Annotated in this window: 28 protein-coding genes; 3 read left to right on the top strand and 25 right to left on the bottom strand. The window is 74.7% G+C overall.

Features of this window, described 5'->3' with window-relative positions:
• From AC3WT4_RS09685 to rpsB, 8 genes are all read right to left on the bottom strand, one after another.
• Positions 1-756 carry a class I SAM-dependent methyltransferase gene (locus AC3WT4_RS09685; protein ID WP_492315339.1) on the bottom strand — a complete coding sequence of 252 codons (756 nt, stop codon included), beginning with the start codon at positions 754-756 and terminating at the stop codon, positions 1-3.
• A gap of 16 nt (positions 757-772) precedes the next feature.
• A complete protein-coding gene (locus AC3WT4_RS09680; protein ID WP_021482018.1) occupies positions 773-1,324 on the bottom strand; it encodes a DivIVA domain-containing protein in 552 nt (183 codons plus the stop codon).
• Positions 1,321-2,466, bottom strand: coding sequence for a dual-specificity RNA methyltransferase RlmN (gene rlmN / locus AC3WT4_RS09675; protein ID WP_074809987.1), 1,146 nt, complete (start codon positions 2,464-2,466; stop codon positions 1,321-1,323). Before rlmN ends, AC3WT4_RS09680 begins: the two co-directional genes overlap by 4 nt.
• Before the next feature lie 59 nt (positions 2,467-2,525).
• Positions 2,526-3,383, bottom strand: coding sequence for a phosphatidate cytidylyltransferase (locus AC3WT4_RS09670; RefSeq protein ID WP_492315338.1), 858 nt, complete (start codon positions 3,381-3,383; stop codon positions 2,526-2,528).
• A 32-nt stretch (positions 3,384-3,415) separates the two neighbouring features.
• Positions 3,416-3,973, bottom strand: coding sequence for a ribosome recycling factor (gene frr, locus AC3WT4_RS09665; protein ID WP_074809986.1), 558 nt, complete (start codon positions 3,971-3,973; stop codon positions 3,416-3,418).
• Between the two features lie 75 nt (positions 3,974-4,048).
• Positions 4,049-4,804, bottom strand: coding sequence for a UMP kinase (gene pyrH, locus AC3WT4_RS09660; protein WP_031315725.1), 756 nt, complete (start codon positions 4,802-4,804; stop codon positions 4,049-4,051).
• Positions 4,805-4,967: 163 nt separating this feature from the next.
• Positions 4,968-5,807, bottom strand: a complete 840-nt coding sequence (tsf, locus tag AC3WT4_RS09655; RefSeq protein ID WP_034652463.1) for a translation elongation factor Ts — start codon at positions 5,805-5,807, stop codon at positions 4,968-4,970.
• A gap of 192 nt (positions 5,808-5,999) precedes the next feature.
• On the bottom strand, positions 6,000-6,983 hold the full coding sequence (gene rpsB / locus AC3WT4_RS09650) for a 30S ribosomal protein S2 (RefSeq protein WP_034652460.1): 984 nt from the start codon (positions 6,981-6,983) through the stop codon (positions 6,000-6,002).
• Between the two features lie 660 nt (positions 6,984-7,643).
• Here rpsB and AC3WT4_RS09645 point away from each other — a divergent pair.
• Positions 7,644-8,153, top strand: a complete 510-nt coding sequence (locus AC3WT4_RS09645; RefSeq protein WP_492315337.1) for a peptidoglycan DD-metalloendopeptidase family protein — start codon at positions 7,644-7,646, stop codon at positions 8,151-8,153.
• Positions 8,154-8,248: 95 nt separating this feature from the next.
• On the opposite strand, the gene AC3WT4_RS09640 is transcribed toward AC3WT4_RS09645, so the two are convergent.
• The 12 genes from AC3WT4_RS09640 to rpsP all read right to left on the bottom strand — a co-directional run bounded on the left by AC3WT4_RS09640 (position 8,249) and on the right by rpsP (position 17,840).
• Positions 8,249-9,145 (bottom strand): tyrosine recombinase XerC, encoded by an 897-nt coding sequence (locus AC3WT4_RS09640; protein ID WP_400110160.1) that lies wholly within the window; start codon positions 9,143-9,145, stop codon positions 8,249-8,251.
• A gap of 291 nt (positions 9,146-9,436) precedes the next feature.
• Positions 9,437-10,804, bottom strand: coding sequence for a DNA-processing protein DprA (dprA, locus tag AC3WT4_RS09635; protein ID WP_492315336.1), 1,368 nt, complete (start codon positions 10,802-10,804; stop codon positions 9,437-9,439).
• Between the two features lie 31 nt (positions 10,805-10,835).
• Positions 10,836-12,374 carry a YifB family Mg chelatase-like AAA ATPase gene (locus AC3WT4_RS09630; protein ID WP_492315335.1) on the bottom strand — a complete coding sequence of 513 codons (1,539 nt, stop codon included), beginning with the start codon at positions 12,372-12,374 and terminating at the stop codon, positions 10,836-10,838.
• Positions 12,374-12,733, bottom strand: a complete 360-nt coding sequence (locus AC3WT4_RS09625) for a YraN family protein (protein WP_021483325.1) — start codon at positions 12,731-12,733, stop codon at positions 12,374-12,376. The genes AC3WT4_RS09630 and AC3WT4_RS09625 overlap by 1 nt, the downstream gene beginning before the upstream one ends.
• Positions 12,734-12,846: 113 nt before the next feature.
• Positions 12,847-13,146 carry a DUF2469 domain-containing protein gene (locus AC3WT4_RS09620; RefSeq protein WP_024840525.1) on the bottom strand — a complete coding sequence of 100 codons (300 nt, stop codon included), beginning with the start codon at positions 13,144-13,146 and terminating at the stop codon, positions 12,847-12,849.
• A gap of 50 nt (positions 13,147-13,196) precedes the next feature.
• Positions 13,197-14,027: a ribonuclease HII gene (rnhB, locus tag AC3WT4_RS09615; RefSeq protein WP_074809983.1), complete on the bottom strand. Its 831-nt coding sequence runs from the start codon at positions 14,025-14,027 to the stop codon at positions 13,197-13,199.
• On the bottom strand, positions 14,024-14,839 hold the full coding sequence (gene lepB / locus AC3WT4_RS09610) for a signal peptidase I (RefSeq protein ID WP_286185895.1): 816 nt from the start codon (positions 14,837-14,839) through the stop codon (positions 14,024-14,026). Before lepB ends, rnhB begins: the two co-directional genes overlap by 4 nt.
• Before the next feature lie 142 nt (positions 14,840-14,981).
• On the bottom strand, positions 14,982-15,341 hold the full coding sequence (gene rplS / locus AC3WT4_RS09605; protein ID WP_074809982.1) for a 50S ribosomal protein L19: 360 nt from the start codon (positions 15,339-15,341) through the stop codon (positions 14,982-14,984).
• Positions 15,342-15,615: 274 nt separating this feature from the next.
• Complete coding sequence (gene trmD / locus AC3WT4_RS09600; protein ID WP_074809981.1) at positions 15,616-16,434, bottom strand: tRNA (guanosine(37)-N1)-methyltransferase TrmD; 819 nt, start codon at positions 16,432-16,434, stop codon at positions 15,616-15,618.
• Position 16,435: 1 nt separating this feature from the next.
• Positions 16,436-17,026, bottom strand: coding sequence for a ribosome maturation factor RimM (rimM, locus tag AC3WT4_RS09595; RefSeq protein WP_492315334.1), 591 nt, complete (start codon positions 17,024-17,026; stop codon positions 16,436-16,438).
• A gap of 137 nt (positions 17,027-17,163) precedes the next feature.
• Complete coding sequence (locus AC3WT4_RS09590; RefSeq protein WP_061268928.1) at positions 17,164-17,403, bottom strand: RNA-binding protein; 240 nt, start codon at positions 17,401-17,403, stop codon at positions 17,164-17,166.
• A complete protein-coding gene (rpsP, locus tag AC3WT4_RS09585) occupies positions 17,403-17,840 on the bottom strand; it encodes a 30S ribosomal protein S16 (RefSeq protein WP_021482888.1) in 438 nt (145 codons plus the stop codon). The genes AC3WT4_RS09590 and rpsP overlap by 1 nt, the downstream gene beginning before the upstream one ends.
• 258 nt (positions 17,841-18,098) lie before the next feature.
• On the opposite strand from rpsP, the gene AC3WT4_RS09580 reads away from it, so the two are divergent.
• Together AC3WT4_RS09580 and AC3WT4_RS09575 are read left to right on the top strand one after the other, a co-directional pair.
• A complete protein-coding gene (locus tag AC3WT4_RS09580) occupies positions 18,099-18,635 on the top strand; it encodes a hypothetical protein (protein ID WP_492315333.1) in 537 nt (178 codons plus the stop codon).
• Entirely contained in the window at positions 18,563-19,654 is a 1,092-nt protein-coding gene (locus AC3WT4_RS09575; protein WP_492315332.1) for a peptidase M16 family protein, read from the top strand. Before AC3WT4_RS09580 ends, AC3WT4_RS09575 begins: the two co-directional genes overlap by 73 nt.
• A 17-nt stretch (positions 19,655-19,671) precedes the next feature.
• On the opposite strand, the gene AC3WT4_RS09570 is transcribed toward AC3WT4_RS09575, so the two are convergent.
• The 5 genes from AC3WT4_RS09570 to AC3WT4_RS09550 form a co-directional block, all read right to left on the bottom strand.
• The gene (locus tag AC3WT4_RS09570; protein ID WP_400109762.1) at positions 19,672-20,793 is read right to left on the bottom strand and encodes an amidohydrolase family protein; all 1,122 of its coding nucleotides are present in this window, start codon (positions 20,791-20,793) and stop codon (positions 19,672-19,674) included.
• 146 nt (positions 20,794-20,939) lie between these two features.
• On the bottom strand, positions 20,940-22,553 hold the full coding sequence (gene ffh, locus AC3WT4_RS09565; RefSeq protein ID WP_074809977.1) for a signal recognition particle protein: 1,614 nt from the start codon (positions 22,551-22,553) through the stop codon (positions 20,940-20,942).
• A gap of 111 nt (positions 22,554-22,664) precedes the next feature.
• The gene (locus tag AC3WT4_RS09560; RefSeq protein WP_492315331.1) at positions 22,665-24,512 is read right to left on the bottom strand and encodes a [protein-PII] uridylyltransferase; all 1,848 of its coding nucleotides are present in this window, start codon (positions 24,510-24,512) and stop codon (positions 22,665-22,667) included.
• A 16-nt stretch (positions 24,513-24,528) separates the two neighbouring features.
• Positions 24,529-24,867 carry a P-II family nitrogen regulator gene (locus AC3WT4_RS09555; protein WP_021483028.1) on the bottom strand — a complete coding sequence of 113 codons (339 nt, stop codon included), beginning with the start codon at positions 24,865-24,867 and terminating at the stop codon, positions 24,529-24,531.
• Complete coding sequence (locus tag AC3WT4_RS09550) at positions 24,864-26,177, bottom strand: ammonium transporter (RefSeq protein WP_074809975.1); 1,314 nt, start codon at positions 26,175-26,177, stop codon at positions 24,864-24,866. The genes AC3WT4_RS09555 and AC3WT4_RS09550 overlap by 4 nt, the downstream gene beginning before the upstream one ends.
• Between the last annotated feature and the right edge of the window lie 292 nt (positions 26,178-26,469).

Here is a 26,469-nt window from a genome sequence, read left to right as displayed (position 1 = left end):
TCAGCGCGGGGCGGTCCACTCGAGCGTGTACCGGAAGAACAGGCGGCGGCGCAGACGGACGCCCGGCAGCAGCGCCCGGGCCGTGCGCCTGATCTCGTCGACGGAGTGCCGTGGGTCCCGGACCGGCATGCCCGGGGCGTCCGTCCCGGCGTCGCCCTGCCGCGCTCGGTGGGGGTGCTTCACGAGGCCCACGAGCGGGTTGAGCAGCGCGGACACGACGTCGACCGCGAGGTCCGTGGGCGTGGCGACCCGCGCGAGCCCCACGACGAGCAGCCGGCCGCCCGGCGCGAGGAGGTGCCGCGCGTGCCGGAGCGCCTCGTCCGGGTCGAGGTGGTGCAGCACCGCGACCATCGTCACCGCGTCGTACCCGCGGTGCTCCGGGGCACCGGCCCCCGGCCCGGGCGGGCCGGACGCGCCCGGCGAGCGGACGTCGTCGGGCGAGCGGACGTCGTCGAACCGGAACCGGCGCACCGTCACGGCGGGGTCGGCAGAGTGCCTCGCCCGGGCCTGGGCGACCATGCCCGCGTCGGCGTCGATCCCGTGCACCTCGGCGACCCGGGCCCGCAGCCGTCCCAGGAGCACGCCGGCGCCGCAGCCGACGTCGAGCACGACGCGGGCGTCGTGCGGCACGCGCTGCAGGACCCAGCCGTGGAAGTGCTCGTTGTGGTTCCAGGGGTGGCGGGCGTTGAACGCCGCCAGCGACGCGACCGCGCGCCGCAGCAGACGGCTCGACGTCGTCCGGGGATCGAGGCTCACGCGGGGCGGGGCGTCGTCACTCGACGCCGAGCAGCACCTCGATGGCGCGCGCGAAGAACGCGTCGACCGGGCCCTCCGCGTAGCCGTCGCGCCCGCGCGCCCGGCCGAACGTCGCGGACCGGATCTCGGCCGCCGTGATCGGCACCTGGCGGTCGAAGTAGGCGACGAGCCGGTCGCACAGGTCGTCGACGTCGTCGATGTCGTAGGCGGGCTTGCCGCGCTCCGCGAGCGCGAACTTCTCGCCGTCCGGGCGACCGAGTCGCCCGTAGAGCGTCCGCGCGCGCTCCGCGAGCGCGTTCATCCACGCCTGCTGCCCGTGCGCCGCGACGTACTCGGCCCGCTGGCGCGCGATGAACGCGCCCTCGAGCCGGTCGAGGGCGGCGTCGACCTCGTGCGTGTCGTAGCCGCCACGGACCAGGTCGAAGACCGACGCCTGGATCTCGGTGCTCGTGAGCCGCTCCGACACCCGGCCCTCGTAGACGTCACGAGCGTGCTCGAAGAAGTCGTCGACCTCCTCGGGGTCGTACCCGTTCCGGGTCTTCGACACCGTGGTGAACAGCGAACTCACTCGTCCTCCTCTGCAGCGAGCTGCCCGCAGGCGCCGTCGATGTCGCTGCCGCGGGTGTCACGGATCGTCGTCGGGATCCCGTGACCGCGCAATCGTGCCACGAACTCCGCCTCGACGGCAGGGTCGCTGGCCGTCCAGATCGATCCGGGCGTCGGGTTGAGCGGGATGGGGTTGACGTGGACCCAGCCGCGGCCGCGCGCGTCGAGCTTCTCGCCCAGGAGGTCGGCACGCCACGCGTGGTCGTTCATGTCCTTGATGAGCGCGTACTCGATGCTCACGCGGCGGCCCGTGACCTCGAAGTAGTGCCGGGCCGCGTCGAGGGTCTCGTCGACGCTCCACCGGGTGTTGATCGGCACGAGCTCGCTGCGCAGGTCGTCGTCCGGGGCGTGCAGCGACAGCGCGAGGGTCACCGGGATCCCCTCGTCGGCGAGCTTGCGCATCGCGGGCACGAGCCCGACCGTCGACACCGTGATGTTGCGTGCCGACATCCCGAGCCCGTCGGGCGCGGGGGCGACCAGACGGCGCACCGTGCCCATGACGGCCTTGTAGTTCGCGAGCGGCTCGCCCATGCCCATGAACACGAGGTTGTTGAGGCGCGTCGGGCCGCCGGGGATCTCGCCGTCCGCGAGCGACCGGGCCGCGGAGCGCACCTGCTCGACGATCTCCGCGACCGAGAGGTTGCGGGTCAGGCCGAGCTGGCCGGTCGCGCAGAACGGGCACGCCATGCCGCAGCCCGCCTGGCTCGACACGCACAGGGTCGAGCGCTGCGGGTAGCGCATGAGGACCGACTCGACCTTGGCGCCGTCGAAGAGGTGCCACAGCGTCTTCACGGTCGTGCCGCCGTCGGCCTCCATGCGCCGCGCCGCCGTGAGCAGCGGCGGGAAGAGCGCCTCGGCGAGCACGTCGCGCGTCGCCTTCGGCAGGTCCGTCATCGCCTCGGGGTCCCGCGTGAGGTGCGCGTAGTAGTGCGTCGCGAGCTGCTTGGCGCGGAACGGCTTCTCCCCGAGCTCGACGACGACGTCCCGCACCTCCTCGGGCGCGAGGTCGGCGAAGTGGCGCGGCGGCTTGCCGCGGCGCGGGGCCGACATGACGAGCGGCAGCGGCTTCGACTCCGCGGACGGGCGGACGGAACGGACGGTCATGAGGAGGTCCAAGCGTGGGGGGCGGTGCGGACGGGTGCGCCGCGCCGTGAGCCGGGCCGTCAGACGGCCAGGGCGAGCAGCACGTACACGAACGGGGCGGTGAGGAGCATGGAGTCGAGCCGGTCGAGGATGCCTCCGTGGCCGGGCAGGAGCGACCCCATGTCCTTCAATTCTAGGTCCCGCTTGACCATGGACTCGGCGAGGTCACCGATCGTCGCCGTGAGCGGGGCCAGGACGCCCAGCGCGACGCCGAGCAGCGGGCTCGCGCCGAGCCCCACGACCGCGCCGACGACCCCGACGGCGGTCGCGAGGACGAACGACCCCGCGAGCCCCTCCCACGACTTCTTCGGGCTCACGGACGGGGCGAGCGGGTGCCGCCCGAACAGGACGCCCGCGACGTACCCGCCGACGTCGTTCGCGACCGCGAGCAGGATGAACAGCAGGACGCGCACCCGACCGTCCGGCGCGGCCAGCATGAGCATGACGAAGCCCGCCATGAACGGCAGGTACGCCGCCGCGAAGGTCGCGGCGGCGGCGTCGCGCACGGCGGCCGTGCCCGACCCGTCGATCACGCGCCACACCACCGCCCCCGCCACGGTGAGCATGAAGGAGACGAGCAGCGCCTCGGGCCCCGAGTAGTACGAGGAGACGAGGATGCCGACCGTGCCCACGAGGAGCGGGAGCAGCGGGAGGTGCAGGTCGCGGCGCCGGAACGCCTGGGCGAGCTCCCACAGCGCCGCGCCCACCGCGACGGTCGCGAGCAGCACGAAGAGCTCGGGCCGGAAGGCGAGGCTGACCGCGACGAGCGCGAGCAGGCCGAGGCCCACCGCGATCGCCACGGGGAGGTTGCGGCCCGCCTTGGGTGCGCGCGCCGCGGTGGTGCCTTCGCCTGCGGCCGTCGAGGAGGTATCGGTCATCGGTGCGTGGAGGAGCTCGCCGAACGAGGTGCTCAGACCTCGAGCAGCTCGCTCTCCTTGCCCGCGAGCAGCGCGTCGACCTGGTCGACGTGCGTCTTCGTGAGGCCCTCGAGCTCCTTCTCGGCGCGCCCGACCTCGTCCTCGCCGGCCTCGCCGTCGCGCGCGATGCGGTCCAGCTCCTCCTTCGCCCGACGGCGGACGTTGCGGATCGCGACGCGCGAGTCCTCCGCCTTCGACTTCGCGAGCTTCACGAAGTCACGACGGCGCTCCTCGGTGAGGGCGGGCAGCACGACCCGGATGACGTTGCCGTCGTTCGAGGGGTTCACCCCGAGGTCGGAGTCGCGCAGCGCCTTCTCCACCGCGGTCATCGAGCTCTTGTCGAACGGGGAGACGAGGATCGTGCGCGCCTCGGTCACCGTGAAGGACGCGAGCTGCTGCAGCGGGGTCGGGGCGCCGTAGTAGTCGACCGTGATCTTGTTGAACATCGCGGCGTTCGCACGGCCCGTGCGGATCGCGGCGAAGTCCTCCTTGGCCACCTCGACGGCCTTGTCCATCTTCTCCTCGGCCTCGAGGAGGGTCTCGTCGATCACCAGTGCTCCTTCGTCGTTCGTCGTGGGTCGGTCCGTGCGGTCGTGGCCGGGATCACCGGCCTGGTCGCACCGGTGTCAGTCGGTCGTGACCAGTGTGCCAATATTCTCGCCGACCAGGGCGCGCGTGACGTTCCCCGGCTCGCTCATGCCGAACACGCGCATGCGCACGTCGTTGTCCCGGCACAGGCTCAGCGCCGTCGCGTCCATGACCCCGAGGTCGTTGACGAGCGCGTCGGTGTAGGTGAGGTGGTCGAGCTTGGTGGCCGAGGGGTCCGTGCGCGGGTCCGCCGTGTAGACGCCGTCGACGCCGTTCTTGCCCATGAGGACCTCCTGGCAGTGCGTCTCGAGGGCGCGCTGCACGGAGACCGTGTCGGTCGAGAAGTACGGCATCCCGGCACCGGCGCCGAAGATGACGACGCGGCCCTTCTCGAGGTGCCGGATCGCGCGCAGCGGGATGTAGGGCTCGGCGACCTGGCCCATCGCGATGGCGGTCTGCACGCGCGTCTTCACCCCCGCCTGCTCGAGGAAGTCCTGGAGCGCGAGGCAGTTCATCACCGTGCCCAGCATGCCCATGTAGTCGGCACGGGCGCGGTCGAGCCCGCGCTGGGAGAGCTCCGCCCCGCGGAAGAAGTTGCCGCCACCGACCACGATGGCGACCTGGACGCCCTGCTCGACCGCGGCCGCGATCTCCTGGGCGACGCGCTGGACGACGTCGGGCGCGAGGCCGATCTGCCCGCCGCCGAACGTCTCGCCCGACAGCTTGAGGAGCACCCGCCGGTGCTCGGTCCCCGTCCGGGGCTCGGTCTGCTCGCCTGCCGTCACTGTCGACACCTGTCCTTCGTCCTGGCCCGGTGGGGCGGGGTGGTCCTGCTCCGCCGTCGTCCACCTGATGGTGCGGCACGTCGGCGGTCGTCGCGCGCCCGGGCCGGGCCCGGGTGCGCGGTCGGCCCGGACCCGCCGTCCACGAGACGACGGGGCCGGGCCGACGGGGGCGTCAGGCGCCGACGCGGTAGCGCACGAACTCCGTGATGGTGCCGCCGGCCTCGGAGACGACCTGGCCGACCGTCTTCTTCGGGTCCTTCGCGAGCGGCTGGTCGACGAGGACGACGTCCTTGAAGAAGCCGTTGAGACGACCCTCGACGATCTTCGGCAGCGCGGCCTCCGGCTTGCCCTCGTTGCGCGAGGTCTCCTCGGCGATGCGGCGCTCGTTCTCGACCGTCTCGGCCGGGACCTCGTCGCGCGAGAGGTAGGTCGGGGACATCGCGGCGACGTGCTGCGCGACGTCCTTCGCGACGGCCTCGCCCGCGGCGTCCGTGGCGACGACGACGCCGATCGACGGCGGCAGGTCGCGCGCGGTGCGGTGCAGGTACGCGGTGACGCGCTCGCCCGCGACGCGGGTCACGCGGCGCAGGACGATCTTCTCGCCGAGCGTCGCGGCCTGGTTGTCGATGACCTGCTGGACGGTCTCGCCGTCCGCGTCCGCGGCGAGCGCCGCGTCCGCGTCGCGCGCACCGGCCTCGGCCGCGGCCTTGAGCACGCGGTCCGCGAGGGAGATGAACGTGTCGTTCTTCGCGACGAAGTCCGTCTCGGAGTTCAGCTCGATGAGCGTCGCGACCTGGCCACCCTCGGTGTCGCGGATGTCGACGGCGACGAGGCCCTCGGAGGTCGAGCGGCCCTCGCGCTTGGCGACGCCCTTCAGACCCTTGACACGGATGATCTCGAGCGCCTTGTCCGCGTCGCCGCCCGCCTCGTCGAGAGCCTTCTTGACGTCGAGCATGCCGGCGCCGGTGCGCTCGCGCAGGGCCTTGATGTCAGCGGCGGTGTAGTTCGCCATGATGGTTCCTCACTCGTGGTTCGTCACGGGTACTTCGTCACAAGCGACGTGCTGGCGGCACCGCGTCGGTGCCCGGTACGCCGGTGGTACGGCACGGGGGGGGGGGGGGGGGGGGGGGGGGGGGGGGGAGGGGGGGTGGGNCCGTCCCCCCCCCCCCCCCCCCCCCCCCCCCCCCCCCCCCCCCCCGGGACGTCACTTGGTCTCGTCGGCCTCGGCGTCGGCGACCACGGCCTCGGCGTCCGCGACGACGGCAGCCTCGGCGGCGGCCTCCTCGACGACCTCGGCGGTGGCGTCACCCGGCTCCTCGGCGGCGACCTCGGCGGCAGCCTCGGCCACGCCCTCGGCCGCGGCGGCCTCGACGTTCGCCTCGGCGGCCTTCTCGTCCGCCTCGAGCTGCTGCTCGGCGCCGGCGAGGAGCTCGCGCTCCCACTCGGCCAGCGGCTCGGCGGAGGCGCCCGCCTCGGCCTCGGCGCCCGAGCGGCCCGAGTGACGCTGGAGCAGACCCTCGGCGACGGCGTCCGCGATGACACGCGTGAGCAGCGTCACGGAGCGGATCGCGTCGTCGTTGCCCGGGATCTTGTAGTCCACGACGTCGGGGTCGCAGTTGGTGTCGAGGATCGCGACGATCGGGATGTGGAGCTTGCGCGCCTCGTCGACCGCGAGGTGCTCCTTGTTCGTGTCGACGATCCACACGGCGGAGGGGACCTTCGCCATGTCGCGGATGCCGCCGAGCGTGCGGGCGAGCTTGTCCTTCTCGCGACGCAGGACGAGGAGCTCCTTCTTCGTGAGCGCCGAGCCGGCGACGTCGTCGAAGTCGATCTCCTCGAGCTCCTTGAGGCGCTGGAGACGCTTGTGCACCGTGGTGAAGTTGGTGAGCATGCCGCCGAGCCAGCGGTGGTTCACGTAGGGCATCCCGACGCGCGCGGCCTGCTCGGCCACGGGCTCCTGAGCCTGCTTCTTGGTGCCGACGAAGAGGATGGAGCCGCCGTGCGCGACGGTCTCCTTGACGAACTCGTACGCGCGGTCGATGTACGACAGCGACTGCTGGAGGTCGACGATGTAGATGCCGTTGCGCTCGGTGAAGATGAAGCGCTTCATCTTCGGGTTCCAACGGCGGGTCTGGTGCCCGAAGTGGACACCGCTCTCGAGGAGCTGGCGCATGGTCACGACGGCCATGACACGTCCTTTCGCCGTGCGGCCCGGGATCCACCCGGTGCGCGCACGCTTCTGGCGGCCCCTCCCGTAGGACGGGCCGCGGTGCGGTTGTCGGTGACGACCCTGGTGGTCGCACCCCTGGCGCCACCCGTGCCGACGCCTGCGGCGCACCGTGGACGGTGCGAGCAGGACCGACGCCGGACGCGGCCCCGCCCGGACCCGGACGGACCGGGAGACGAGGGCGAGGACGTGACGCGCGAAGTCGACCGGCTCCGTCCTCGGCCGAGGTGGTTCCCTCGGGCCGGGCACGGCGAACGCGCCGGTCGCAGCGGCAAGTCTACCCGACGGCAGGGCCGACCACAGCCGCCGTCGTGCGCGCTCGCGCGGACCGCTCGTCCACAGCCGAGGCCGCCGCGCCCGCGCCTGCTCGCGCTCCTCCGGCACGCTGGCGCCGTGACCGTCGACCACGCCCGTGCCCCGTCCGCCCGCTCGTCCGCTCGACGGGCGGTCCGTGCCGCCGACGGACGGTCCGACCGCGCGTCCGGCCGTCTCCCCGCGCGTCCGCCCGATCGGCCGCGGGGCGGTGGCGCCGGGCGCCCGCAGGGCCGCCCGGTCGGCCTCCCGCCCGGCCGCGCCACCCGACGTCGTGCCCGGCTCCGGGGGGCTGTCCTGGCGCTCGGCGTGCTCGTCGCCCTCGGCACGCCCGTCGCCGGGGCGGCGACGACTCCCGACGTCGGCCAGGGAGCCGCCTCGACCGGGTGGGTCCCCCCGCTCGACCGGGACGTCGCCGACCTGGGCGTGCTCGCACCGTTCGACCCGCCCGAGCACGACTGGCTGCCAGGACACCGCGGCGTCGACCTCGCGGCTGCCCCCGCCGAGACCGTCCTCTCGCCTGCTCCCGGCGTGGTGTCGTTCGCCGGGGCCGTGGCGGGCCGCGACGTGGTCGTGATCCTGCACGACGACGGCCTGCGCACCTCGCTCGAGCCGGTGACGGCGTCCGTCGGGCGCGGCGAGCGCGTCGCGCCCGGCTCCGCGCTCGGCACCGTGCAGCCCGCGGAGAGCGCCCCGGGGAGCCACTGCGCCGCCACGTGCGTGCACTGGGGCGTGCGGCGCGGCGAGCGCTACCTCGACCCGCTGGCTCTCCTCGGCGACCGCCCCCCGGTCGTGCTGCTGCCCCTCGGCGAGGGCTGACCGGGCCGTCCGCGACGACGCGCTCACGCGCGCGGGAACCCCGGTCGTTCCGCTCTCCCTCGGCGACGGCCGACCGGGGCCCGACGAGGACGCGCTCAGGCGCGCGGGAACGCCTGCTCGAACGAGCTGCGCAGCCGCTCCGCGGTCACGTGCGTGTAGCGCTGCGTCGTCGCGAGCGAGGAGTGCCCGAGGATCTCCTGCACGCTGCGCAGGTCCGAGCCTCCCGCGAGGAGGTGCGTCGCGGCGCTGTGCCGCAGGTCGTGCGGAGCGACGTCGTCGACGCCCGCGGCCGCCGCGAGGCGGTGCACCGCCTCGCGGACCTGCCGCTGCCCCCAGCGTCCGCCGCGGTCGCCCAGCAAGAGCGCGGGGCCCGAGCGCGCGGTGACGAGGGCGGGCCGCCCCACGTCGAGCCAGCGGGTCACCGCGCGCGCCGCCGGCACGCCGAACGGCACGACGCGCTCCTTGTCGCCCTTCCCGAGCACGCGCACCACGCGCTGCGCGAGGTCCACGTCGTCGACGTCGACCCCCGCGAGCTCGCCGACGCGGATCCCCGCCCCGTAGAGGAGCTCGACGGCGGCCCACTCGCGCAGCCGGGCCGGCTCGCCCTCGACAGCGGAGTCGCGTGCGGCGTCGAGCATGCGCGCCGCCGCGTCGACCGCGAGGACGGTCGGCAGGGTGCGGGGCACGCGCGGGCTCGCGAGCCGCGCCGCCGGGTCGGAGTCGACGCGTCCGGTGCGCCGCGCCCAGTCGAAGAACGCCCGCGCCGCCGCACCACGTCGGGCGAGGGTCGCGCGGGCCAGCCCGCGCTCCGACTGCGTGGTGAGCCACGCACGCAGCGCGGCGAGGTCGACGTCACGAGGCACCGACGCACCGTGGCGGACGGCGTGCCGCAGCAGCGACTCGACGTCGCCGGTGTAGGCGCGGACCGTGTGCGCCGACGTCCCCTGCGCCACCTCGAGGTGCACCGCGAAGTCCGCGAGCGCGGCACGCATCGCCTCGGGCAGCGCGACGCCGGGTGCCGCGGTGCGCTCGTCCGCGGCACGTTCCTCGGTGCGGTCGGCTCGTGTCACTCCCCCAGTCTCGCGCGCGGCGGGCCCGGGCCCGCGGAGGCGCTCCGCCCACCGTGCACTGCTCACCACCCGTGGCTCACGGCTCACCGCCTGCGACAGTCTGCCCGCGAGGCGCCGCGCGGCGCGAGGCACGAGGCGCGAGGCACGAGGCACGAGGCGGGGCGAGGCACGAGGCGGCGCGAGGCACGACAGACGCGGAGCGAGGCGCGCGGCTCATGGCTCACGCACCCGCCGCCAGCCGACAGGCGCCCGCTCGGCGAGGCCGCGGGCCTCGAGCCTCCCCAGCGCACCGACCACGTCCGCCACGGCAAGACCGGCGGCGCGAGCCATCGCCTCGGTCGTGGCTCCGGCGCGCAGCGGGAGCGCGTCCCAGGTACGTGTCTCGACAGGGTCCAGGTCGTCGTACGGGGCGGAGTGCGCCGCACGCCACGAGCTCGGGGCGGGTGCGGCCGGTGCCGCGTCCCGCGCGAGGTCGCCCGCCAGCTCGACGACCTCGTCCGCGTCGGTGACGCACACCGCCACACCGTCGCGCAGCAGCCGGTGGCACCCGGTCGACGCCATCGACGTCACGGGCCCGGGCACGGCACCCACCGGCCGCGAGAGCTCCGCGGCGCGCGACGCCGTGCTGAGCGAGCCCGAGCGCCAGGCCGCCTCGACGACGACCGTCGCGCTCGCGAACGCCGCGATCAGCCGGTTGCGCAGGAGGAACCGCACCCGGCTCGGGACCGATCCGGGCGGGACCTCCGAGACGACCGCGCCGCCCGCCTCGACGACCGAGCGGAGCAGGTCGACGTTCCCGGCCGGGTAGAACCGGTCCACGCCGCCCGCGAGGAACGCGACCGTCGGTCCGCCGGAGAGGATCGCCGCCCGGTGCGCCGCCGCGTCGATCCCGTACGCACCGCCGGACACGACGGTGAAGCCCCGCGCCACGAGCCCCGCCGCGATCTCACCCGTCACGTGGCGGCCGTAGTCGGTGCAGGCACGGGCGCCGACCACCGCGACCGAGCGCGCGGCGAGGTCCTGCACCCCCGCGCGCCCTCGCACCCACAGCGCGAGCGGGCGCACGGGGCCGAGGTCGTCGAGGCCGGACGGCCACCGGTCGTCGCCCGGCACGACGAACGTGCCGCCGAGGCGATCGAGCACGCGCAGCTCACGGCGGGGGTCCAGCCCGTCGAGGCGCGGCGCCCACCGCCCGACGGCGCGCAGGAGCCGTGCCACCGACCGGGCGCGCGGGTCGTGCTCCGCCACGCGTGCGTCGGTCGACCGGCCCACCGGGTCGCGCGCGGTCACTCCCGGGTCGGTCGAGCGCGCCACCGGGCCGATCCCGTTCTCGCACGCGTCGGGAGCAGGATCGACCGCAGGCAGGCTCGTGGGTCCTTCCCGGGCCGGAGGCGCGCCGTCGTCCGCGAGCCGGACCAGCGCGCGGCGCGCACCGGCCGGGTCACGGGCCGCCTCGTGGAGCCACTCGAGCGCGGGACCGGCGCCGAGCTGGTCGACGAGCGCGACCGCGACCTGGTCGCCCGGTTCCGCGATGCGCGACCACGCCGCGCGCGCGAGGCGTTCGTCGAGGACGTCGAACACCGGGCGTCCGTCCCCGGTGCCCGAGCCGCGCTCAGGCACGGTAGCCCCGGGTGCGCAGCGCGAGCCCGGTCCCGACGTCCGCCCGGGTGGGCGCGGCGCGCCCGGCCAGGTCGGCGACGGTCCAGGCCAGGCGCAGGACGCGGTCCGCGCCACGCAGGCTCAGGGTGCCGCGGTCGAGCGCGCGGTCCACGTCGGCCAGGAGGCCGGCGTCGGGGCCGAGCTGCTCGCGCAGCCACGTGCCGGGCACCTCGCCGTTGGTGCGCCACGGCGTGCCGCCGAGCCGGGACGCGGCCGCCTCCCTGGCTGCGGCGACGCGCGCCGCGACGACCGCGCTCGGCTCCGGGGCCGCTGCTCGCGCGCGCTCGACCCGGGTCACCGGCCGGACCTCGACCTGCACGTCCACGCGGTCGAGGAGCGGCCCGGAGAGCCGCCCGAAGTACCGGCGCTGCGCCACCGACGAGCACGTGCACGCGAGGCCCTTGCCGACGCCCTGGCCGCACGGGCACGGGTTGGCGGCGAGGACGAGCTGGAAGCGCGCGGGGTAGCGCGCCGTCCCGCCCGCCCGGTGGATGACGAGCTCGCCGTGCTCGAGCGGCTGGCGCAGCGTCTGGAGGACGCGGGCGCCGAACTCGGGTGCCTCGTCGAGGAAGAGCACGCCCCGGTGCGCGCGCGACGCGGCCCCGGGTCGCGGCAGGCCGCTGCCCCCGCCGACGATGGCGGCGGGCGTCGCAGTGTGGTGCGGGTCCTCGTAGGGCGGGCGGTGGACCAGCCCCGCGCCGGGGTCGAACACCCCCGCCACCGAGTGGACGGCGGTGACCTCGACCGCCTCGCTCTCCGTGAGGTCCGGCAGGATCCCCGGGAGCCGCGACGCGAGCATCGTCTTGCCCGCGCCCGGCGCCCCGACGAGGAGCAGGTGGTGGCCGCCCGCGGCGGCCACCTCGAGCGCGTGCCGCGCCTCGTCCTGCCCGACGACCTCCGAGAGGTCCCCGGGGCGGGCCACGGGCACGACGGGCCGCGGGACCACGACGGGCGTCGCTACCTCGTCCGCGCCCTCGAGAGACGCGCCGTGGAGCCGCGCGACGTCCGCGAGGCTCGCCGCCCCGACCACCCGGGCACCGGGCACGAGGCGCGCCTCCGCCACGTCGGCCGCCGGCACCACGACGTCCGGGAACCCGGCCGCGACCGCGGCCGCCACGGCCGGCAGGACGCCGCGCACGGGCTGGAGCCGGCCGTCGAGACCCAGCTCGCCCAGGTGCACGACGCCGTCCGCCGCACCTGCGGGCAGCACCTGGGCACCGGCGAGCAGCGCGACGGCGATCGCGACGTCGAAGCCCGTCCCGGACTTCGGCAGCGCCGCCGGCGAGAGGTTGATCGTGACCTTGCGCTGGGGCCACGCGATGCCCGAGGAGGTCACCGCGGCGCGCACACGGTCGCGCGACTCGCTCAGGGCGGTGTCCGGCAGCCCCACGAGGACGAAGCCGGGGACGGACGCCGCGAGGTGGGCCTGCACCTCGACGACGTGACCGGAGAGCCCGACGAGCGCGACCGCGCGCGTGGTCCCGAGCCCCATCAGGCGCTCACCCCGACGAGGTGCTCGACCCGTGCCGCACCGGCACGCGCCACGAGGACCGCGACGACGTCGATCCGGACCGATCGGGCGCGGACGTCGTGCGTCGCGAGCCACTCCCCCGTGAGCCGGCGCAGGCGGCCGAGCTTCGCGGGCGTGACGGCCTGCGCCGGGTGCCCGAACCCCGTGCCGCGCCGGGTCTTGACCTCGACGGCCACGAGCACGTCCCCGTCGAGCGCGACGACGTCGAGCTCGCCGCGCGTCCCGCGCCAGTTGCGGTCGAGGAGCGTCCAGCCCGCCTCGACCAGGTGGGCCGCGGCCACCTTCTCCCCGTACCGCCCGACGGCGTCGTTCGCTCCCATGGGCTCACCTCCGCGGCCCACCGTGGGGCAGGGCGCGGGGGCGGCGCCAGGGGCGCCGGGCGGCCTGTGGAGCCGCCGTCAGGCAGCGGTCCTGTGCACGGCCACGACGGGCGTCAGAGCTGGAGCTCGGCCTTCGCGAGCTCCTCGACGTTCACGTCCTTGAACGTCACGACGCGCACCGACTTCACGAACCGCGCGGAGCGGTACACGTCCCAGACCCACGCGTCGGCGAGCCGCAGCTCGAAGTAGACCTCACCGGCGGCGGATCGCACCTGGAGGTCGACCTGGTTCGCCAGGTAGAAACGGCGTTCGGTCTCCACCACGTACGAGAACAGCCCCACCACGTCGCGGTACTCGCGGTACAGCGCGAGCTCCATCTCGGTCTCGTAGTTCTCCAGGTCTTCGGCGCTCACGGCTCCATCATGGACCATCGGCGGCCACCGGACCGGTCGGAGGACACCGCTCAGCTCGTCGGCAGACCGGCCTCGGGGTCGAGCTCGAGCACGTCGACCGGGTCGCCGTACGCCGGGACGTCGATGCCCTCGTCACCGCGCTCGGGCAGCCGCCAGGACCGCCGGTGCTGCGGCGTCGGACCGTGCGCGCGCAGGGCCTCGACGTGCGCCGCCGCGCCGTAGCCCTTGTTCTGGTCCCACCCGAAGGCCGGGTACTGGCGCGCCAGGCTCGTCATGAGGCCGTCGCGCTCCGTCTTCGCGAGCACGCTCGCGGCGGCGACCGACGCGCACTGCAGGTCGGCCTTGACGAGCGTGCGCACGCGCGGGTCGACGAGCCGGACGTCGTCGTGCGGGTCGAGGTCGAACGCCTCGAAGAGGTCCACCGCCGAGGGGCGGCTCAGCCAGTCGTGCTTGCCGTCGAGCAGGACCGTGTCGACGTCGCCGACCGTCCGGCGCACCTGGGCGAGCGCACGGCGGCCCGCGAGCCGGAGCGCGCCCACGATCCCGTGCGCGTCGATCTCGGCCGGACCCGCGTGGCCGACGGCCCACGCGACGCACCACGAGCGTGCGAGGGGCACGAGCGCCTCGCGCGCCGCCGCGGTGAGCAGCTTGGAGTCCGTGAGCCCGGGCGGGCAGGGCTTCGTCGCGAGGTCGACGACGACGACCCCGACCGACACCGGCCCGGCGAGCGCGCCACGACCGACCTCGTCCATCCCGGCGACGAGCCGCGCGCCGTCGCGCAGCATGGCGCGCTCCTGGCGCAGGTCGGGCCGACGACGCGCGGGTGCCCGGCGCGCCGGAGCCCGCGCGGGCTCCGGCCGGGCGACGGCGTCGAGCGTCACGGCTCCACCTCGGGGACGTCGGCGAACACGTCGCCGGGGTTGCGCAGCAGACCGACGTGCGACAACGGCCACACCTTGACGAACGCCGTGCCCACGACGTTGCTCATCGGCACGAACCCGCCCCCGGGCTTGCCCGTGTTGTAGCGCGAGTCCGCGGAGTTCTGCCGGTTGTCGCCCATGACGAACAGCATGTCGGCGGGGACCGTGTGGTCGAACGCGTCCTGGCTGGGGATCGAACCCGGCTTGATGTACGTCTCGTCGACGGGCACGTCGTTGACGCTCACGCGACCCTCCGCGTCGCAGCACACGACGTGGTCGCCCGGGACGCCGATGACGCGCTTGATGAGGTGCTCCCCCGTGTCCTGCGGCAGGAGGCCGACGAACGTCAGCGCCGCACGGACGGCCTCGGACACCGGGCTCTCGTCCTGGGGCTCCGGCGGCGGCAGCCAGCCGCCCGGGTCCTTGAACACGACGATGTCGCCGCGGTGCACGTCGAACACACCGGGCACGAGACGGGAGACCATCACGCGGTCGCCCTCGACGAGCGTGTCCTCCATCGAGGCGCTCGGGATGAAGAACGCCTGCACGAGGAACGTCTTGATGAGCAAGGAGAGCACGAGCGCGCTGACCACGATGATCGCGGTCTCGCGCAGGAGCGACGACTTGCGCGGGCGCTCGCGCGGGGCGCTCTCCGCCCCCTCCGCCGCCAGGTGCTGGCCGTGCGGGGAGCGCCCGTCGTCCTCGGGGCCGAGCGCCGCGCGCTCGGTGCCGGCGTCGGGCTGCGGGCCGCGGGGCGGGGCGCTGTCGGTCACGCGTTCACAATGCCACCTCGGGCCGCGATCCGGGAAACGGAACCGGCCCGCGGACGGCGGCACCGGGTACGCCGACGGCGGCCGCCCCGGGAGGGACGGCCGCCGTCGGACGAGCGGAGCGGCGGTGTCGGTCGACAGCCGATCAGCGGTTGGGCGCGGTGTCGCGCTTCTCCTTGATCTTCGCCTTCTTGCCGCGCAGCGCGCGCAGGTAGTACAGCTTGGCGCGACGCACGTCACCGCGCGTCACGACCTCGACGGAATCGATGGACGGCGAGTGCACGGGGAACGTGCGCTCGACACCCACGCCGAAGCTGATCTTGCGGACCGTGAACGTCTCGCGGACGCCGCTGCCCTGACGGGCGATGACGACACCCTGGAACGCCTGGACGCGGGAGCGGGTGCCCTCGACGACCTTCACGTTGACCTTGAGCGTGTCGCCGGGACGGAACTCCGGGACGTCGCTGCGCAGCGATGCTGCGTCGACGCTGTCCAGCGTGTGCATGGTGCTTCTCCTCGCCCGCCACAGGTCGGACGCGTGCTCGTGGGCCCGGACAGGCCGGGCCGTCGTCGAATCGGTGGGGTGTGCCGTGCTGCGCGTGGACGGTCGACGACCTCGCGGTCGTCGGGTCCGTCGTGCCAGTCCGCCCGAGGATCGGGCGCGGGCTCCCCTGTGGCAGAGGTCCGGGGCGGCACACACCGATCGACCATTCTGCCACACCCGAGGGTCGGTGCGGCAGCCACGGACGACCGCGCGTGCCCGCGCCGCGCGGCCCGGCTCAGCGGGCGTCGTCGGCGGGGCGCTCCAGGTGGCCGTCGACGACGTCCCAGCCGGCCTCGGCGAGGACCGCCAGGTCGTGCCGGTCGAGGGCCGCGACGTCGAGCGCGCGCACCATGTCCGGGCGGCGGCGGGCGGTACGACGCAGGGCCTCGTCCCGGCGCCACCGCCGGATCCGGGCGTGGTGCCCGGACAGCAGGACGTCGGGAACCTCGAGGTCGTCCCACACGGGCGGCTTCGTGTAGACGGGATACTCCAGGAGCCCCGCCGCCCCGTGCGACTCCTCGACGAGCGACTCCGGGTTGCCCACGACGCCGGGCAGCAGCCGCCCGACGGCCTCGATCATCACGAGCGCCGCGACCTCGCCGCCGTTGAGCACGTAGTCGCCGATCGAGAGCTCGCTGACGCGCATCCCGGCGGCACGGTAGTGCTCCGCCACGCGCGCGTCGATGCCCTCGTAGCGTCCGCAGGCGACGACGAGGTGCTCCTCCGTCGCGAGCTCCTCCGCGGTGCGCTGGGTGAAGGTCGCGCCCGACGGCGTCGGCACGACCAGGTGCACCGCGCTCGCCTCGCCCCCAGGCGCCTCGGCCGAGAGGCCGGACACGTCGTCGATCGCCCGCCCCCACACGTCGGGGCGCATGACCATCCCCGCGCCGCCGCCGAACGGCGTGTCGTCGACCGTGCGGTGCCGGTCCGAAGTCCAGTCGCGCAGGTCGTGGACGCGCAGGTCGAGGATCCCGGCCGTGCGGGCCTTGCCGACGAGCGACAGGTCCAGCGCGGCGAGGTAGTCGGGGAAGATCGTGACGACGTCGATCCGCACGTCAGGCCTCGCCGTCGGCCGGGGCGTCCTGCGGCCCGGGCGCGTCCGCCGCGTCGCCGGCGCTCGGCGCCGCGACCTCCAGGCGCTCCGCGTCCGACGCGAGCAGGCCGCCCGGCGGGTCGAGCACGACCCGGCCGCCGGCCACGTCGACGACGGGCACGATCTGCCGGACGAAGGGCACGAGCGTGCGGGCGCCGTCCGGCTCGCGCAGCACGAGCACGTCGTGCGCGGGCAGGTGCTCGAGGCCCTCGACGCGCCCCAGCACGCGCCCGTCCGCGCTCTCGGCGCGGAGCCCGGCGAGCTCGTGCGGGTACCACGCGTCCTCCTCGTCGGACGCCTCGACCTCGACGACGAGCTCGACGCCCCGCAGCGCCTCGGCGCCCGTGCGGTCGCGCACGCCCTCGAAGCCGACGAGCCAGCGGCCCTGGTGGACGCGCACGGTGGCGACGGTGAGGGGGCCGGCGTCGGCGGGTCGCGTCTCCAGACGCTCCCCCACCGCGAGGCGCTCCTCCGGCTCGTCGGTGCGCAGGTCGAGGGCGACCTCGCCTCGCAGCCCGTGCGCCTTGCCGACGCGCGCGACCGTCAGCTCCATCGTCGTGTCTCCTCGTGTGGTGCTGGATGGGACGGGTGCGCGCCGGTCCTCCGGCGGCGGACGCAGGAAGGCCCGGGCCGCCGGTGGCGGGCCGGGCCTTGCCCGTCGCCCCTCGCGGGGCGTCGTCGGTGCGGGCCTCAGCGGCGGTCGACGTCCACGACGTCGACGCGGACCGGCCCGTCGGTCGCGAGCGCGCCGATGACCGTGCGCAGGGCACGGGCGGTGCGCCCGCCGCGACCGATGACGCGGCCGAGGTCCTCCGGGTGCACCCGGACCTCGAGCAGGTCACCGCGACGCAGCGTCTTCGTGGCCACGCGGACGTCGTCCGGGTTGTCCACGATGCCGCGCACGAGGTGCTCGAGGGCCTCGGCGATCATCAGGCCTGCTCGTCGGCAGCGGCCTCGTCGGCCGCGTCGGCGGTCTCCTCGGCCGGAGCCTCGGTCTTCTTCTCGGCAGCCTTGGCCTTGACCTTCTCGGCGTCCGCGGCGGCGGCCTCGATGGCGGCGGTCGGGTCGACCTTCTCGCCCTTGACCTTGAGCGTGCCCTCGGCGCCGGGCAGGCCCTTGAACTTCTGCCAGTCGCCGGTGACCTTGAGGAGCGCGAGCACCTGCTCCGTCGGCTGCGCGCCGACGCCGAGCCAGTACTGGGCGCGGTCCGAGGTGATCTCGATGAACGAGGGCTCCTCGGTGGGGTGGTACTTGCCGATCTCCTCGATCACACGACCGTCGCGCTTGGTGCGCGAGTCGGCGACGACGACACGGTAGTACGGCGCACGGATCTTGCCGAGACGCTTCAGACGAATCTTGACGGCCACAGTGGTGGTCTCTCCTGGTTCTGGTTCGGGCGAACCCGCGATCGTCCCGTGGGGACAGGACGAGGAAGGGGTTCAGGACACGGCACGCGCCGGAGAGAGGGGCCGGGGCACGCCGAGTACCGGGACATTGTGCCAGACCGTACGGGCGCTGACCAACATCGCCCGCTCCCGAGCGTCCGGCCACGGTGTAGAGTCCCGCCTCACGTGGCCACCGCCGCGCGGCGCCGGGGCCGGTCCCGGACCGTCAGAAGGAACCGCATGGCCGAGCCCCACGGCGCACCGCAGCGCCCCCACCACCGTACCGTCGTCGACGGTGTCCCCGTCCTCTGGGCGGACCTCGCCACGGACCCGACCGTGACGCTCCTCTTCGGGGTCGGCCTCCAGGACATGGACCCACGGACGGTGGGCATCACCCATCTGGTGGAGCACCTCGTCATGCGCCGCGTGGGTCGCGTCGACATCCCCCACAACGCGGAGTCGACGCTGCGTTCCACCTCGTTCTACGCGACCGGCCGGCCGGACCAGCTCGTCGACTTCGTCGACCGTGCGTGCCGCGCGGTCCGAGAGCTGAGCACGGTGACGCCGGAGGAGGTCGACCTCGAACGGCGGACCGTGCTCGCCGAGGTCGGGCGCGAGAGTCTGTACGCGGCGCACGACGCGTTCACGGTCCGCTACGGACCGTCTCTGGCACCGGGGTCGCCGCGCTCTCGCACACGCGGCTCATGGACTGGACGATCGACGAGGTACGGGAGACTGCCGCACGGTGGTTCCACCGGGACAACGCCGTGCTCGTGAGCACCGCTCCCCTGCCGGAAGGCCTCCGCCTGGAGCTTCCCTCGGGGCCGCCGGTCGCCCGGCTGCCGCACCCTCCGTCGGCGCTCCCCGGCCCCTCGTGGGCCGAGCACAGCAGCGACGAGCTCGTGCTGTCCGGCGAGTGCTCGACGGAGCACGACGACGCCACCCGCATCCTCGCGACCGCCGTGCTCACCGAGGCGCTCAACGCGACGCTGCGGACGGCTCAGGGAGACGTCTACACGGTCCAGTCGATGGCGGTCCAGATCGACGACGTCCGCGACGTCCTGACGATCGCGGCCGATCCAGGACCCGAGCGGGTGTGCGACGTCCTCGTCACCGCCCTGGACGTCCTCGAACGCCTCGCGGTCTCCGGGCCGGGTCCCGACGAGCTGGAGCGCGCCCGGGCGGTGCTCGCGAACGAGCTCGACCTCGTGGCCTCCCACGCCTGGTGGCTCGACCTCGCGGCGTCCTACGAGCTGCGTGGTTTCGCGGCCTCCCCGCCCGGCGAGGTGAGCGAACGACTCCCGCTGGTGTCCGGCCGAGCCGTCGCGTCCGTGCTGGCGGAGCTCCGCAGCACCCTCCTCGTCTGCCTCCCCGCGGGCCACGCCCCGCACGACGAGGCGCTGGCGCGGCTCGCGAAGGACCGCCTCGCCGCGGTGTCGCTCCTCGACGACACGACCCCTGTCCCGCGCCGCGGGGGCTCCCGCCACAAGGCCCGGCTCTTCTCCCCGGCCAGGGGATCGAGCGTCCGGCTCCTCGAGGACCGGTTCGTCCTCGCCGACCCCGGTGCGACGTACACGATCCGCCACCAGGACGTCCTCCTCGCCGGCGTCGACGAGGACGGCGACGTCGAGCTCGTCACGGCACGCGGCGCCAGCGTCGTCCTCGTGCCGGCCTTCTTCCGGAACCTCGCCGCCCCGCTCGCCGGCGCGGTCGACCGGCTCGGGCCCACGGTGCGCTACGTCAAGTCCACCGCTGCGGGGAAGACCGGCGACCCGGCACCTGTCCCCGCGCGCTGACCTTCACCGTCGCGCCGTCAGCCCGCGGGCGCCACGATCTCGCCGCGCAGCACGACGGCGGTCGGGGCGCGCAGGACGCCGACGTCCTGGCGCGGGTCCTGCGGGTAGACGACGAAGTCGGCCGACGCGCCCTCGACGAGCGACGTGTAGCCGAGGTACTCCCGGCCCTGCCAGCTCGCGGCCGCGACGACCGCGGCGTCGGGGATGCCCGCCGCGACGAGCTCGGCGCACTCGTCGGCGAGGCGACCGTGCCCGATCGTCCCGCCCGCGTCGGTGCCGACGAGGATCTGGATGCCGGACTCGTACAGCGCCCGCGCCTGCTCGTACCGCCGCTCGTGCAGGCGCCGCATACGCGCCGCGAACACCGGGTAGCGGGCGTCGGCCTGGCGCGCGATGTTCTCGAACTGCCCGATCTGCAGCAGCGTCGGGGTGACCGCGACGCCCCGCTCGGAGATCTCGTACATGAGGTCGGGGTGGATCCCCGTGCCGTGCTCGATCCCGTCGACGCCCGCGGCGAGCAGCGACGGGATCACCTCGTCGGAGAACGCGTGAACGGTCACACGGGCGGCCTCGGCGTGCGCGGCCGCGACCGCCTCGGCGAGGACGTCGTCGGGCCACAGCGGCCGCAGGTCACCCTCGGCGCCGAGGTCGCGGTCGATCCAGTCGCCCACGATCTTGACCCACCCGTCGCCCTGGCGCGCCTCGCGGCGCACGGCCTCGGGGAGCTGGGCGACGTCGTCGAGCTCGAGCCCGTAGTGGCGCAGGTAGCGCTTGGGCCGGGCGAGGTGGCGCCCCGCGCGCACGAGGCGCGGCAGGTCACGACGGCCGTGCACCCACCGCGTGTCGAGCGGCGATCCGGCGTCGCGCACCAGGAGCACCCCGCTGTCGCGGTCCGTCAGCGCCTGCTCCTGCGCGGTCGTCGCGTCGACGGCGCCCTGGGCGCCCAGACCCACGTGGCAGTGCACGTCGACGAGGCCGGGCAGGGCCCAGCCCTCGAGCTCGACCATGTTGGTGCCCTGCGCCGACGGCCGCGTGAGGCTGATCCGCCCGTCCTTGACCCACAGGTCGCCCACCTCGCGGTCGTCGCCGACGATGACGTGGCCGCGGACGTGCAGCGTGGGGCCTTCCAGCGCGGACATGCGGCTCCTGGGTGAGGACGGACGGGACGGGAGACGGCCCGGTCGGGGGCGCGGTGCGGCACCGGGCGGTGCCACGGACATAACCTAGCGCCCGGGCGGCTGCGGGTCGCACCCGGGCGCGGGCGGCCGTCCGGGACGGCCGCGGCTCAGCGGCCGCCGAGCAGCTTCTCGAACCCGGGCGGCAGCTGCAGGTCGTCCGGGGTGGCGGACGGCGGCGCGTCCGTGGGCCCGACGCCGAACGCGGAGCCCGACGGCGCCGCGGGACCGGTGAGCTCCCCCGCCGCGCGCGCGGCGGCCGCGCGCTCCTGCGCGGCGCGCTTCGCCGGGTTGCCCGACTTGCCCTTGACCTTGCGCTGCGGCGCCTGGCGGCCCCGGGCCTTCTTGCCGCCCATGCCCGGGAGGCTGCCCATGCCCGGCATGCCCGGCATCCCGCCGCCGCGGCTCATCTGCCGCATCATCTTCTGCGCGCCGGCGAACCGCTCGAGGAGCTGGTTGACGTCGCTCGTCGTCACGCCGGAGCCGCGCGCGATGCGCGCGCGCCGCGAGCCGTTGATGATCTTCGGGTTGTCCCGCTCCGCGGGGGTCATCGACCGGATGATGGCCTCGATGCGGTCGACCTCGCGCTCGTCGAAGTTCTCGATGGCCTCGCGCATCTGGCCCATGCCGGGCAGCATGCCGAGCATCTTCTTCATCGAGCCCATGTTCTTCATCTGCTGCATCTGCACCAGGAAGTCCGCGAGCGTGAAGTCCTGCCCCGTGGCGACCTTCTCGGCCATCTTCGCGGCCTGCTCGGCGTCGAACGCCTTCTCGGCCTGCTCGATGAGCGTGAGGACGTCACCCATGTCGAGGATGCGCGACGCCATGCGGTCCGGGTGGAACGCCTCGAAGTCGGTGAGCTTCTCGCCCGTGGAGGCGAAGAGGATCGGGCGGCCGGTGACCCCGCGGACGGAGAGCGCGGCACCGCCGCGCGCGTCGCCGTCGAGCTTCGTGAGCACGACGCCCGTGAAGTCGACGCCCTCCTCGAAGGCCTTCGCGGTCGCGACGGCGTCCTGGCCGATCATCGCGTCGATGACGAACAGGACCTCGTCGGGCTGCACGGCGTCGCGGATGTCCGACGCCTGCTGCATGAGGACGGCGTCCAGGCCGAGGCGGCCCGCGGTGTCGACGATGACGACGTCGTGCTGGCGCTGGCGCGCCGTCTCGACGCCCTCGCGCGCGACGGCGACCGGGTCGCCGATCACGTCGTCGACCTCGACGCCGCTCTGGTTGCCGGGGTGCGGCGCGAACACCGGGACGCCGGCGCGCTCGGCGACGACCGAGAGCTGGGTGACGGCGTTCGGGCGCTGCAGGTCGGCGGCGACGAGGAGCGGCGTGTGCCCCTGCTCGCGCAGGTGCAGGGCGAGCTTGCCCGCGAGCGTCGTCTTTCCGGCACCCTGGAGGCCCGCGAGCATGATGACGGTCGGCGGTGTCTTGGAGAACCGCAGCCCGCGGCTCTCGCCGCCGAGGATGCCGACGAGCTCCTCGTTGACGATCTTGACGACCTGCTGCGCCGGGTTGAGCGCGCCCGAGACCTCGGACGAGAGCGCGCGCTCGCGCACCGTCGCGCTGAACTCGCGCACGACGGGCACCGCGACGTCGGCGTCGAGCAGCGCGCGCCGGATCTCCCGGATCGTCGCGTCGATGTCCGCCTCGGACAGCCGGCCCTTCGCACGCAGGTTCTTGAAGGTCGAAGTCAGTCGGTCCGACAGCGTGTTGAACACCGCGTCATCCTCACCAGTCGTCGGAAGTCTCGTGCGCGTCGGCCCTCCGTCGTCCCCGCTCCCCGGCAGACGTGGGGCGGGCACGGGACGGGCCGTCCGCGAGGGTCCAGCCTACCCGGCGGCGCCCGGTCCCCCCGGCACGGCGCCCAGCGCGCGGAGCGTCTCCCCCACGAGGTCGTCCACGAGGCGCGCGCGCCATGCCGTCCACGCGCTCGGGCCGAGCGACGACGCGTCCGCCTCCGTGAGCGCGCGCAGCACCACGAGCAGGTCGGCGCGGTGGTCGACGGCGTCCGCGAGCTCCGCGACCGTCGCCGGGTCGTCGGGGTCCTCGCTCACGGCCAGGCGCGAGAGGGTGAGGTGGTGGCGGACGAGGCGCTCGACGTCGGCCACGACGTCCGGCTCGAACCCCATGCGGCCGAGGATCGCGGGCACGAGCCGCGCGCCCTCGACGGAGTGGTCGACGGCTCCGGCGCGCTTGCCGATGTCGTGCAGGACCGCGGAGAGCAGCAGGAGGTCGCTGCGCTCGACCTCCTTGCGGGCGCGCGCGGCGCGCGCCACGACCTCGACGAGGTGCCGGTCGACGGTGTGCCGGTGGACGGCGGCGCGCTGCGGCCGGTTGCGCACGCCCGCCCACTCGGGGATCCACGTCGTGACGACGCCCGCGAGGTCGAGCGCCTCCCAGACCGCGACCTGCGCCTGACCGGACCCGAGCAGGGCGAGGAACGCGGACCGCGCGGCGCGCGGCCACGGCTCCGGCAGGGCGGGGCAGCGCGCGAGGCTGGCGACGGAGACGGGCGAGAGCGTCAGCCCCGTGCGGGCCGCCGTCGCCGCGGCGCGCAGCGACAGGAGCGGGTCCGCCTCCGGGTGGGCGTCCACGGCGAGCACGAGCTCGCCGTCGTGCTCGACGAGCCCGTCGCCGACCGACCGCAGCCGTGGCGCCGCGCGTCGTCCCCGCACGAGCACCGGGCGGCGCGCGACCGACGGCCGCTGGAGCGCCTGCCGCGCCCGGCGGACGGTGGTGTCGAGCGCGTAGGAGATCTCGCGGCCCGCCGCGGCGAGGCTCGCGAGCAGCTCGTCGGGGTCGTCGTACCCGGACAGCGCGGCGACCTCGTCGAGGTCGGCGAGCAGCAGGCGGCTCGTGTGCCGACCAGTCACGACCTGGAGCGTGTCGCGGACGTCGAGCAGGTGGGCGTGCGCGCGGTCGACCGACCCGTGCGGGCGGTCGGTGAGCCACGTCGCCGCGAGCGCCGAGAGCACGACCGCGTCCCGGATGCCGCCGCGCGACTCCTTGAGGTCGGGCTCGATGAGGTACGCGAGCTCGCCGGACCGCTCGGCGCGCTCGCGGGTCGAGGAGAGCAGGTCGGGCAGGCGGCGGCGCGAGGCGGACCGCCAGTCGGTGAGCACCGCGGAGGAGGCGCGGTGCACGACGAGCGCGTCCCCCGCGACCGCGCGCACGTCGAGCCACCCGACGGCTGCGGGGACGTCCTTCGACGCCACCTGGCGACACTGCGAGAGGGAGCGCACCGCGTGGTCGAGGTCGACGCCCGCGTCCCACAGCGGGTACCAGAGCCGCTCGGCGACGTGGGCGACCTCGTCCGGGGAATGGGTACGACCGTCGTGGACGAGGACGAGGTCGAGGTCGCTCGCGGGGCCCATGTCGCCCCGCCCGAGGCTCCCGACCGCGGCGAGCGCGAGCCCCTCGGGCGCGACGCCGTCGGTCGCGTCGAGCCAGAGGCTCGCGAGCGAGGACGTGACGAGGTCGACGACGGCGGCGCGGCGCGCGACCCCGCTGCGGCCGGGTCCGCTCATGGACCGCGCGACGTCGAGCATCCGCGCACGCAGGTCCCGCACCCCCTCGAGGTGCGGGACCTGCGTGCCGTGCTCTCCCGGCCCTGCCGGGCGCCCCGCCGATCCCCCTGCGACCCCGCCCGTGGTCGGGGTGTCGGCGTGGTGAGTCATCCGATGGTCCGTCTCCTCACAGGGCGCCGGGGCCGTGCTCGCCCGTGCGCACCCGGGCGACGTCGTCCACGGTCACCGTCCAGACCTTGCCGTCGCCGATCTTGCCGGTCTGCGCCGCCTTGACGATCACCTCGGTGACCGCGGTGGCGTCGGCGTCGTCCACGAGGACCTCGATGCGGACCTTGGGGACCAGGTCCACCGTGTACTCGGCCCCGCGGTAGACCTCGGTGTGGCCCTTCTGACGGCCGTACCCGCTGGCCTCGCTGACCGTCATGCCCCGCACGCCCGCGGCCTCGAGCGCCGACTTCACGTCGTCGAGCCGGTGCGGCTGGATGATTCCCGTGACGAGCTTCATGCCCGCACCTCCCTGATGACGCTGCCCTGCTGGATGGACTCGTACGCCGTCTCGCCGTGGACCGCGAGGTCGATGCCGCCGACCTCGGCGTCCTCGCTCACGCGCCAGCCCATCGTGACCTTGAGGATCAGGCCGATGACCGTCGTCGTGATCGCGGTGAAGACGATCGCGACGAGCGCGATGAGCACCTGGACGACGAGCTGCTGCGCGCCGCCCCCGAAGAAGAGGCCCGTGTCGGTCGCGAGGAAGCCGATCGCGACGGTACCCCAGAGGCCGGAGACGAGGTGGACGCCGACGACGTCGAGCGAGTCGTCGTAGCCGAAGCGGTACTTCAGGCCGACCGCGAGCGCGGAGAGCGCGCCGGCGACGAGGCCCAGGACGATCGACGTGACCGGGTTGAGCGCGCCGGCCGCGGGCGTGATCGCCACGAGGCCCGCGACGACGCCGGACGCCGCGCCGAGCGACGTGGCGTGACCGTCGCGGATCTTCTCCGTGACGAGCCAGCCGATGATGCCGGCCGCCGTGGCGCTCGTGGTGTTGATCCAGGCGAGGCCGGCCGTCTCGTTCGCGCCGAACGCGGAGCCCGCGTTGAAGCCGAACCAGCCGAACCACAGCAGCGCCGCGCCCAGCATGACGAACGGCAGGTTGTGCGGGCGCATCGGCTCGGTGCCGAAGCCCTTGCGCTTGCCGATGAGGAGCGCGAGCACGAGCGCCGCGACACCGGCGTTGATGTGGACGACGGTGCCGCCCGCGAAGTCGATCGGCGCGACCGTGGCGGCGCCGTCGGTCACCCCGAACACCTTCGCGGCGAGACCGTTCTCGTTGGCCGAGAGGAAGCCGCCGCCCCACACCATGTGGGCGAGCGGGAAGTACGTGACCGTGACCCAGATCGCCGTGAACGTCAGCCACGTGCCGAACTTGACGCGGTCGGCGAGCGCACCCGAAATGAGCGCGACCGTGATGATCGCGAACGTCACCTGGAACGCGATGTCGACCACGTTCGGGTAGTTGCCGAGCGTGCTCGCGACGGCGCTGCCGTCGGCGTCCGTGATCGCCCCCTTGAGGCCGAACTGCGCGAACGGGTTGGCGAACAGGCCACCCGTGCCGGCCTCGCCGTAGGACATCGACCAGCCCCACAGCACGTAGACGACGCCCACGACGGCCATCGCGCCGAACGACATCATCATCATGTTCAGCACGGACTTGGCGCGGACCATGCCGCCGTAGAAGAACGCCAGTCCGGGCGTCATCAGGAGCACGAGGGATGCTGAGGTCAGCATCCACGCGGTCGCCCCGGTGTCCCACTCCATCGGATCATCTCCCCTCGCCGGCCGGGCGGCCGGTCGGGGACTACGGTGGTGCGGGCGGGTTTCCCCGGCGGTGTCGCCGCGTTACGCCGGCGTGACAAGGGCCGCCCGGACGTAAACGTTCGGTTTCGCCGCACCGCGCGGCCGCCCGGCCAGGGGCGCCGCGACCGGGTCGTGATCGCACCGTGATCGTGCCGTGACCTGCTGGGAGCCGCGGCCCGGCACCCGGACGGGCGCGGGGGGGGGGGGGGGGGGGGGGGGGGGGGGGGGGGGGGGGGGGGGGGGGGGGGGGGTG

Source organism: Cellulosimicrobium sp. EB106-03-01-XG111 (assembly GCF_058792115.1).
Note: the sequence above shows the minus strand (reverse complement) of the source record. Positions and strands in the feature narration are given on the sequence as shown.

What these genes read in the sequence shown, in the direction of transcription:
- AC3WT4_RS09590 (WP_061268928.1), bottom strand. Translation starts at nt 17,403, where the DNA reads ATGATCGCCGAGGCCCTCGAGCACCTCGTGCGCGGCATCGTGGACAAC.
- AC3WT4_RS09575 (WP_492315332.1), top strand. Translation starts at nt 18,563, where the DNA reads ATGGACTGGACGATCGACGAGGTACGGGAGACTGCCGCACGGTGGTTC.
- rlmN (WP_074809987.1), bottom strand. Translation starts at nt 2,466, where the DNA reads ATGACCGTCCGTTCCGTCCGCCCGTCCGCGGAGTCGAAGCCGCTGCCG.
- AC3WT4_RS09550 (WP_074809975.1), bottom strand. Translation starts at nt 26,177, where the DNA reads ATGGAGTGGGACACCGGGGCGACCGCGTGGATGCTGACCTCAGCATCC.
- rpsB (WP_034652460.1), bottom strand. Translation starts at nt 6,983, where the DNA reads ATGGCCGTCGTGACCATGCGCCAGCTCCTCGAGAGCGGTGTCCACTTC.
- tsf (WP_034652463.1), bottom strand. Translation starts at nt 5,807, where the DNA reads ATGGCGAACTACACCGCCGCTGACATCAAGGCCCTGCGCGAGCGCACC.
- AC3WT4_RS09630 (WP_492315335.1), bottom strand. Translation starts at nt 12,374, where the DNA reads ATGGGGCTCGGGACCACGCGCGCGGTCGCGCTCGTCGGGCTCTCCGGT.
- AC3WT4_RS09555 (WP_021483028.1), bottom strand. Translation starts at nt 24,867, where the DNA reads ATGAAGCTCGTCACGGGAATCATCCAGCCGCACCGGCTCGACGACGTG.
- AC3WT4_RS09670 (WP_492315338.1), bottom strand. Translation starts at nt 3,383, where the DNA reads ATGACCGATACCTCCTCGACGGCCGCAGGCGAAGGCACCACCGCGGCG.
- rimM (WP_492315334.1), bottom strand. Translation starts at nt 17,026, where the DNA reads ATGGAGCTGACGGTCGCGCGCGTCGGCAAGGCGCACGGGCTGCGAGGC.
- AC3WT4_RS09640 (WP_400110160.1), bottom strand. Translation starts at nt 9,145, where the DNA reads ATGCGTGCCGCGCTCGCGGACTTCGCGGTGCACCTCGAGGTGGCGCAG.
- AC3WT4_RS09570 (WP_400109762.1), bottom strand. Translation starts at nt 20,793, where the DNA reads ATGTCCGCGCTGGAAGGCCCCACGCTGCACGTCCGCGGCCACGTCATC.
- AC3WT4_RS09625 (WP_021483325.1), bottom strand. Translation starts at nt 12,733, where the DNA reads ATGGGAGCGAACGACGCCGTCGGGCGGTACGGGGAGAAGGTGGCCGCG.
- rplS (WP_074809982.1), bottom strand. Translation starts at nt 15,341, where the DNA reads ATGCACACGCTGGACAGCGTCGACGCAGCATCGCTGCGCAGCGACGTC.
- AC3WT4_RS09560 (WP_492315331.1), bottom strand. Translation starts at nt 24,512, where the DNA reads ATGACTCACCACGCCGACACCCCGACCACGGGCGGGGTCGCAGGGGGA.
- AC3WT4_RS09580 (WP_492315333.1), top strand. Translation starts at nt 18,099, where the DNA reads ATGGCCGAGCCCCACGGCGCACCGCAGCGCCCCCACCACCGTACCGTC.